This is a genomic window from Kitasatospora sp. NPDC093558, assembly GCF_040683475.1.
Classification (GTDB): domain Bacteria; phylum Actinomycetota; class Actinomycetes; order Streptomycetales; family Streptomycetaceae; genus Kitasatospora.
Genome location: NZ_JBFBDY010000334.1, coordinates 1 through 6,951 on the forward strand (window position 1 = coordinate 1; position 6,951 = coordinate 6,951).

At 73.9% G+C, this 6,951-nt stretch carries 7 protein-coding genes and 1 tRNA gene; 7 read left to right on the top strand and 1 reads right to left on the bottom strand.

Annotated features, from left to right (window positions below):
* The first annotated feature begins 116 nt into the window (after positions 1-116).
* The 4 genes from AB0O00_RS25440 (at position 117) to AB0O00_RS25455 (ending at position 3,824) form a co-directional block, all read left to right on the top strand.
* Positions 117-782: a class F sortase gene (locus tag AB0O00_RS25440; RefSeq protein ID WP_363655443.1), complete on the top strand. Its 666-nt coding sequence runs from the start codon at positions 117-119 to the stop codon at positions 780-782.
* A 143-nt stretch (positions 783-925) separates the two neighbouring features.
* Positions 926-1,768: a hypothetical protein gene (locus AB0O00_RS25445; RefSeq protein ID WP_363655445.1), complete on the top strand. Its 843-nt coding sequence runs from the start codon at positions 926-928 to the stop codon at positions 1,766-1,768.
* 26 nt (positions 1,769-1,794) lie between these two features.
* Positions 1,795-2,613: a response regulator transcription factor gene (locus AB0O00_RS25450; RefSeq protein WP_363655447.1), complete on the top strand. Its 819-nt coding sequence runs from the start codon at positions 1,795-1,797 to the stop codon at positions 2,611-2,613.
* The gene (locus AB0O00_RS25455; protein WP_363655449.1) at positions 2,610-3,824 is read left to right on the top strand and encodes a HAMP domain-containing sensor histidine kinase; all 1,215 of its coding nucleotides are present in this window, start codon (positions 2,610-2,612) and stop codon (positions 3,822-3,824) included. The genes AB0O00_RS25450 and AB0O00_RS25455 overlap by 4 nt, the downstream gene beginning before the upstream one ends.
* Positions 3,825-3,930: 106 nt before the next feature.
* Here the strand turns inward: AB0O00_RS25455 and AB0O00_RS25460 are convergent.
* Positions 3,931-4,004 (bottom strand) — tRNA-Thr (locus AB0O00_RS25460).
* A gap of 292 nt (positions 4,005-4,296) precedes the next feature.
* Here AB0O00_RS25460 and ugpC point away from each other — a divergent pair.
* From ugpC to AB0O00_RS25475, 3 genes are all read left to right on the top strand, one after another.
* Complete coding sequence (gene ugpC, locus AB0O00_RS25465; protein ID WP_363655451.1) at positions 4,297-5,388, top strand: sn-glycerol-3-phosphate ABC transporter ATP-binding protein UgpC; 1,092 nt, start codon at positions 4,297-4,299, stop codon at positions 5,386-5,388.
* A gap of 182 nt (positions 5,389-5,570) precedes the next feature.
* Positions 5,571-6,017 (top strand): hypothetical protein, encoded by a 447-nt coding sequence (locus AB0O00_RS25470; RefSeq protein ID WP_363655453.1) that lies wholly within the window; start codon positions 5,571-5,573, stop codon positions 6,015-6,017.
* A gap of 63 nt (positions 6,018-6,080) precedes the next feature.
* Positions 6,081-6,875, top strand: a complete 795-nt coding sequence (locus tag AB0O00_RS25475; RefSeq protein ID WP_363655455.1) for a nucleotidyltransferase family protein — start codon at positions 6,081-6,083, stop codon at positions 6,873-6,875.
* Positions 6,876-6,951: the final 76 nt, after the last annotated feature.

Below are 6,951 nucleotides of genomic sequence, written 5' to 3' on the forward strand. Positions count from 1 at the left end.
CGGACGCGAGCGGGGCCGCGGCCGGCCGGCGGCGCGCAGCCGGGCGGGGACGGGGGCAGGGACGGGGGCCGGGCATCGGACGGCGGAGGCGGCGCGGGCCGCAGCGTGGCCCGGGCGTGGCGCGCCGGGCCGTCGTCGGGGCGGCCGGGCTGCTGTGCCTGGTGCTCGGCACGTCGGTGGCTCTCAGCTCCCAGGAGACGCCGGTCGTACGGATCGAGTCCTCGGCGCACGGCAGCGCGACGGACGGCCCGGCCTCAGGGCCCGCCGCGTCGACCGGGACCACGGGCACCACGGGCACCACCGGCGCCCCTGCTCCGCCCGCCCCGAAGGCGCTCCCCGCCTCGGAGCCGACCCGCCTGCTCATCCCGTCCGCCGGCGTCGACGCCCCGGTGACCGGCCTCGGTCTGAACGCCGACGGGACGGTCCAGGTGCCGCCGGCCGACCGGGCCGGGGAGGTCGGCTGGTACCGCAACGGCCCCACCCCGGGCGAGACCGGCCCCGCCGTCCTCGTCGGGCACTACGACACCGTCCACGGCCCGGCGGTCTTCCACGGCGTGCCGAAGCTGCGGCCGGGCGACCTCATCCAGGTGCGGCGCGCGGACGGCACCACCGCGGACTTCAAGGTCCGCTCGCTGCTGCAGGCCGCCAAGGACCGCTTCCCGACCGACGCCGTCTACGGCGACACCCCGGCCCCGGCCCTCAGGCTCATCACGTGCGGGGGCAGCATCGGGTCGGACGGCCACTGGACCGACAACATCATCGTCCTGGCCGACCCGGCCTGAGACGGCCCGAGACGCCTGAGACGGCCCCACGGAACCATCGGCGACCGCGCGCACGACCTACTCAGAAGGCACCGCAACGCTCAGAAGGCACCGCAACGACGCCGTACGAACGCGGCAGGCACACCAGGAGGGCGAGCACCGACGTGGCAGCAACATCCCCGCCCCGCCGCCGGCCCGCCGCCGCGCCGGTGGCCGTCCTCGCGGCCGTGGCCGTCCTGGTCGTCCTCGCCGCCGTCCTGGTGGTGGGCCGGGCCGACCCGGGCGGCCTGAAGGACCAAGGCCCGTCGCAGCCGGTGACGCCGCCGCTGAAGCCGCAGCTGCTCTGGCCCGGCCTGGCCTCGTCGCCGTCCCCCTCCGCCACCGGGAGCGCGCCCGCCACCCCCCAGGCTTCACCACAGCCCGTCCCCGACGTGACCGCCTCCGGGCGGGACATCACCACGGTCGACGTCCGGGCCGTCCTCGCCAAGGACCCGGGGGTGAGCACGGACGAGCGGCGGGCCCTCGGCTCCTGCACCGAGTGCGAGGTCCGCAGCCCCGAGTTCCGCGACCTCACCGGCGACGGGAAACCCGAGCTGATCGCCGCCGTCGTCGTCCCCCGGCAGGTCGTGCTGCACGTCTACACGCTCGCCGACGACCGGCTCGTACCCGTCCTCCGGGTCGAACTGCTGCCCGGATTCAGCGCCGAGACCATCGGCACGGACCTGTGGCTGTTCGACCCCACCTCCGTCACCGTCCGGACCACCAGCCACTACCAGTGGGACGGCGTCCGGCTCGTCCGGGTGGAGCAGAAGGTCGAGGGCGTCGGCCCGGTGCCCGGCCCGTCCGCCGCGCCGGACCCGGTGACCTCCGTCATCCCCCCGGGCGGACGCGCTCCCGGTCCCGTCCGCCCGACGGCCGAACCGGCCAAACCGACGGCCGTCCCGTCCCCGATCGCCACCAAGGCGCCCGGCCGGCCGGTGCCCGCCCTCCCGGGAGTGCAGCCGTGAACCCCGACCCCCTAGCCTCGGCACCCATGACCCCCGCCGAGACGCCCGCGCAGCCCCACATCCTGATCGTCGAGGACGACGAGGTGATCCGCGAGGCCACCCGGATGGCCCTGGAGCGCTACGGGTTCCCCGTCTCCACGGCCGCCGACGGCCTGGAGGGACTGGAGACGTTCCACGCCGTCCGGCCGGACCTCGTCCTGCTGGACGTCATGCTGCCGCTCCTCGACGGGGTCGGGCTGTGCCGGCGGATCCGCGAGGAGAGCCAGCTGCCGATCCTGATGATGTCGGCGCGCACCGACCCGGTGGACGTCGTGTCCGGGCTGGAGGCCGGGGCGGACGACTACGTGGTCAAGCCGTTCGAGAGCGCGGTGCTGGTCGCCCGGATCCGGACGGTCCTGCGGCGGGTCCGCGCGGTCCCGGCCGAGCTCCCCGCCCCTTCGCCCTCTCCCGCGGCCCCTCCGTCGTCCCCCTCTTCCCCCTCCATCTCTTCCACCTCCGTCTCTCCCCCCTCCATCTCTCCCCCCTCCATCTCTCCCCCCTCCATCTCTCCCCCCTCCGTCCGGAGCTTCGACGGCATGCAGGTGGACACCGACAGCATGGAGGTCCGCGTCGACGGCCGCCTCGTCCCGCTCACCCCCACCGAACTGCGGCTGCTGCTGGAGTTCACCGCCGCGCCCGGCATCGTGCTGGAGCGCTCGACCCTGCTCGAACGCGTCTGGGACTACGAGTGGGGCGCCGACACCCGAGTGGTCGACGTCCACGTGCAGCGGCTGCGCGCCAAGATCGGCGCCGGGCGGATCGAGACCGTCCGCGGGTTCGGCTACAAGCTGCGGCGGCCCGCATGACGCTGCGCCGCCAGATCGCCACCGCCGTCGCCGCGATCTCCGTCCTGGTCGCGGTGGCGGTCGGCCTGCTGGTCCACCGGGCGATGATCCGTCAGCACGTCGACCAGGCCCGCACCACCGCCCTCGCCGCCCTCGACGCCTCGCTCGGCGAGTACGGGCGCAGCGGCGACGTCACCCGCCACGGCGCCGCCCTCGACGACCCGGCGCTGCCCAGCCGGCTGCGCGCGCTCGCCGCCGCCGGACGGCAGGGCACGCTGCTGGCGGCCGGACCGGACGGCGAGACGATGTGGGCGGCCGGGCCGGTGCGGAATGCCGTCCTCTCCGTCCGGGTCGACTTCACCCAGGACCGGCAGGCGATCGCCGACCTCGACCGGATCATCCTGCTCACCGTCGTCGCGGCCGTCTTCACCACCGTCCTGGCCGGGGTGCTGGTCGCCGACCGGATCAGCCGCCGCCTGCGCACCGCGGCCACCGCCGCCCGCGGCATCGCCGCCGGCCGGACGGACACCCCGATCGGCGAACTCGTCGACGGGCGGGACGAGGTGGCCGACCTCGCGGCCGCCGTCGACCAGATGTCCCGCTCGCTGCACCGGCGGCTGGCGGACGAGCAGCGCTTCACCGCGGACGTCGCCCACGAGCTGCGCACCCCGCTCACCGGCCTGGTCACCGCCGCCGAACTGCTGCCGCCGGGCCGGCCCACCCAGCTCGTCCAGAACCGGGTCCAGGCCCTGCGCGCCCTCGTCGAGGACCTGCTGGAGGTCTCCCGCCTCGACGCCGACGTCGAGACCCCGGACCTCTCCGCCGTCCCCCTGGAACGGGCGGTGCGCCGCACCGTCACGCTCACCGGCCTGGACGTGGACGTCACGGTGACCGCCGACGCCGAGGTGCGCACCGACCTGCGCCGGCTGGACCGCATCCTCGGCAACCTCGTCCTCAACGCCCACCGCCACGGCGCCGCCCCGGTCGAACTCCACGTCGACGGCCACCGCATCACCGTCCGCGACCACGGCCCCGGCTACCCCGCCGACCTCCTCGACCACGGCCCGCAGCGCTTCCGCACCAACGCCCCCGAACGCGGCCGCGGCCACGGCCTCGGCCTCACCATCGCCACCGGCCACACCCGCGTCATCGGCGCCACCCTCACCTTCACCAACCACCCCACCGGCGGCGCCCTGGCAACCCTCACCCTCCCCGACCCACCAACCCCCTGACCCGCCCGAAGCCCCCGGCACCAATCGGCCGGCGTTCGAAGCTCCCTTGTGTCCCCGTGAAAACGACGAAGGGCCGGCCCCTGACGGAACCGGCCCTCGCACGCGGAGCCCCCTGTCGGGTTCGAACCGACGACCCCCGCTTTACAAGAGCGGTGCTCTGGCCAGCTGAGCTAAGGAGGCACGGTGGCCGTCCGCGATGGATCACGGCGGCACCGGGGGCAGTCTACCGGGCGCGGGTGGCGGGGTGGGGGGATATCCGGGGGTTGGTGGGCGGGGCGGGCGTGGGGCGGGCGTGATGGAAACGATGCGGAAATCGGGCTCGTGGGGGCTGACAAGCGGCGGGGGCGCGGGTAGCGTCGCCGGGAGCCGGTTCGCTTAGTGGTCCAGACCACTGGGCGGGGCGGTGAGACGAACGAAACCCCCTTTACTCGGATCGTCCGGCACGTTCCTGCCGGTGAAGGAGAGCACAACCATGGCTTCTGTCACGTACGACCAGGCGACCCGCGTCTACCCCGGGGCGGACAAGCCCTCCGTGGACGCGCTGGACCTGGAGATCGCGGACGGCGAGTTCCTCGTGCTGGTCGGCCCCTCGGGCTGCGGCAAGTCGACCAGCCTGCGCATGCTGGCCGGTCTGGAGGACGTCAACAGCGGCGCGATCCGGATCGGCGACCGGGACGTCACCCACCTCCCGCCGAAGGACCGGGACATCGCGATGGTGTTCCAGAACTACGCGCTCTACCCCCACATGACCGTCGCCGAGAACATGGGCTTCGCGCTCAAGATCGCCGGCGTCAACAAGGCCGAGATCCGCACCAAGGTCGAAGAGGCCGCGAAGATCCTCGACCTCACCGAGTACCTGGACCGCAAGCCGAAGGCGCTCTCCGGCGGTCAGCGCCAGCGCGTCGCGATGGGCCGCGCGATCGTGCGCCAGCCGCAGGTCTTCCTGATGGACGAGCCGCTGTCGAACCTGGACGCCAAGCTCCGCGTCTCGACCCGCACCCAGATCGCCGGCCTGCAGCGCCGCCTGGGCATCACGACGGTGTACGTGACCCACGACCAGACCGAGGCGCTCACCATGGGCGACCGCGTCGCGGTGCTGAAGGGCGGCGTGCTCCAGCAGGTCGACACCCCGCGCAACATGTACGACAAGCCCGCCAACCTCTTCGTGGCCGGCTTCATCGGCTCGCCGGCCATGAACCTGGTCGAGGTGCCGCTGGTGGACGGCGGCGTGAAGTTCGGCGGTTCGGTGGTCAACATCTCGCGTGACGACCTGGCCGGCGCCGGCACCGACAAGACCGTGACCGTCGGCATCCGCCCGGAGCACTTCGAGGTCGTCCCGGCGGGCGGCATCGAGGGCGTCGCGGTGACGGTGAACGTGGTCGAGGAGCTCGGCTCGGACGGCTTCGTCTACGGCACCACCAAGATCGGCGGCGAGGACAAGGACATCGTCGTGCGCGTGCACGGCCGGCAGATCCCGGCCCGCGGCGAGACGATCCACGTCGTGCCGATCGCCGACGAGACCCACGTGTTCTCCACCAGCACGGGCGCCCGCCTCAGCAGCTGAGCAACCGAGCAACACCGGCACACCGCCGGCGCGACACGAGCCCGTCGGACCGTCCCCCGGTCCGGCGGGCTCCGTCCGTACACCCCCGCGTCAACACGGTGACGGGACGAACCCGGACACGTCGTCACTCGATGGTGTAACGGAGGGAGATCCGGCCCGCACCCACCGCTACTCTCCTGAGCGTGAAGCAGCTTTTGCGCCGTATCGGCCAGACCGTCGCCCTCACCCTGCCCGTGGTCCTGGTGACCACCGGGACCCTCGCCGTGACCAGGGTCCCGTGGGCCCCTCCGACCGGGCTCGACCAGCAGGTCGTCGCGGCGTCCAGCGGCGACGGCGCGGGCATCGGACGCTCCGCGGGCGCGGCCGGCAAGACGCCGGACGGGCTGGCGCCGCAGGACGCCCTGCGGGTCGCCATGCTGGACGAACTGCGCGAGCACAGCCCGGCCGCCGCGCTGGACCTCCTGGAGCGCTCGATGCGCGAGCAGCCCTCGCTGACGCCCTACTGCACCTCGCTCGCCACCGAGCTCGGCCGGGCGACGGTGAAGAAGTACCAGGGTGACGTGCAGCGGGCCCGCTCGTTCGCCCGCCCGGTCTGCGACGGCTCGTTCGCGGCGGGCATCGCGGGCTGACGCCGCAGCGGCCCTAGGGGCGCCCTGGGCCCCAACCCCCGTCGGGGCGCCTATCGTTCAGGCATGAGCGCTGACTCCGGCCCCACCGCCGACCTCACGTCCCCGCAGCCCCCGCACCCGCCCCGGCCGACCACGACGCCCGTCACCCAGGCCGTCATCCTGGCCGGCGGTCAGGGCTCGCGGCTGCGGCCCTACACGGACGACCGCCCGAAGCCGCTGGTCGAGATCCCGGGGACGGGCACGCCGATCCTCGGCCACCAGCTGGCGTGGCTCGCCTCCGAGGGCGTCACGGACGTCGTGGTGTCCTGCGGCCACCTCGCCGACGTGCTGCAGGAGTGGCTGGACAAGGCGGACTTGCCGCTGCGCGTGCGGACGGTCGTCGAGGAGGAGCCGCTCGGGCGCGGCGGCGGGCTCAAGTACGCGGCCAGGGCGCTGCCCCGCCCGGACGAGCCCTGGTACGCCACGAACGGCGACATCTGGACCCGCTTCAGCCTGCGCGACATGGCCGCCTTCCACCACGAGCGGGACGCCGTCGCGACGCTCGCCCTGGCCCGGCCGCGGATCCCGTGGGGCGCGGTGGAGACCGACCAGTTCGGCAACGTGCTGGACTTCATCGAGGCACCGCCGTCGCCGTTCCTCATCAACGCGGGCCTGTACGTGTTCAGCCCGGAGTTCACCGAGCTGCTGCCGGACGTGGGCGACCACGAGCGCACGACCTTCCCCCAACTCGCCCGCAGCAAGCGGCTGGCGGGCTACCAGCTGCCGCAGGGCGTGTACTGGCGCGCGATCGACACCGCGAAGGATCTCACTGAGGCCGCCAAGGAGCTCGCCGCCGGCGCGGGCCGCACCCCGCAGTAGCCCGAACCACACACCGCAGTAACCCCCAAAGAAGCACACAAAGGCGGTCGGCCGGGTGCTCCCCCACGGAGCACCC

Excerpts from the sequence above, each read along its gene's own strand:
- AB0O00_RS25450 (WP_363655447.1), top strand. The coding sequence starts at position 1,795 with ATGACCCCCGCCGAGACGCCCGCGCAGCCCCACATCCTGATCGTCGAG.
- AB0O00_RS25455 (WP_363655449.1), top strand. The coding sequence starts at position 2,610 with ATGACGCTGCGCCGCCAGATCGCCACCGCCGTCGCCGCGATCTCCGTC.
- ugpC (WP_363655451.1), top strand. The coding sequence starts at position 4,297 with ATGGCTTCTGTCACGTACGACCAGGCGACCCGCGTCTACCCCGGGGCG.
- AB0O00_RS25475 (WP_363655455.1), top strand. The coding sequence starts at position 6,081 with ATGAGCGCTGACTCCGGCCCCACCGCCGACCTCACGTCCCCGCAGCCC.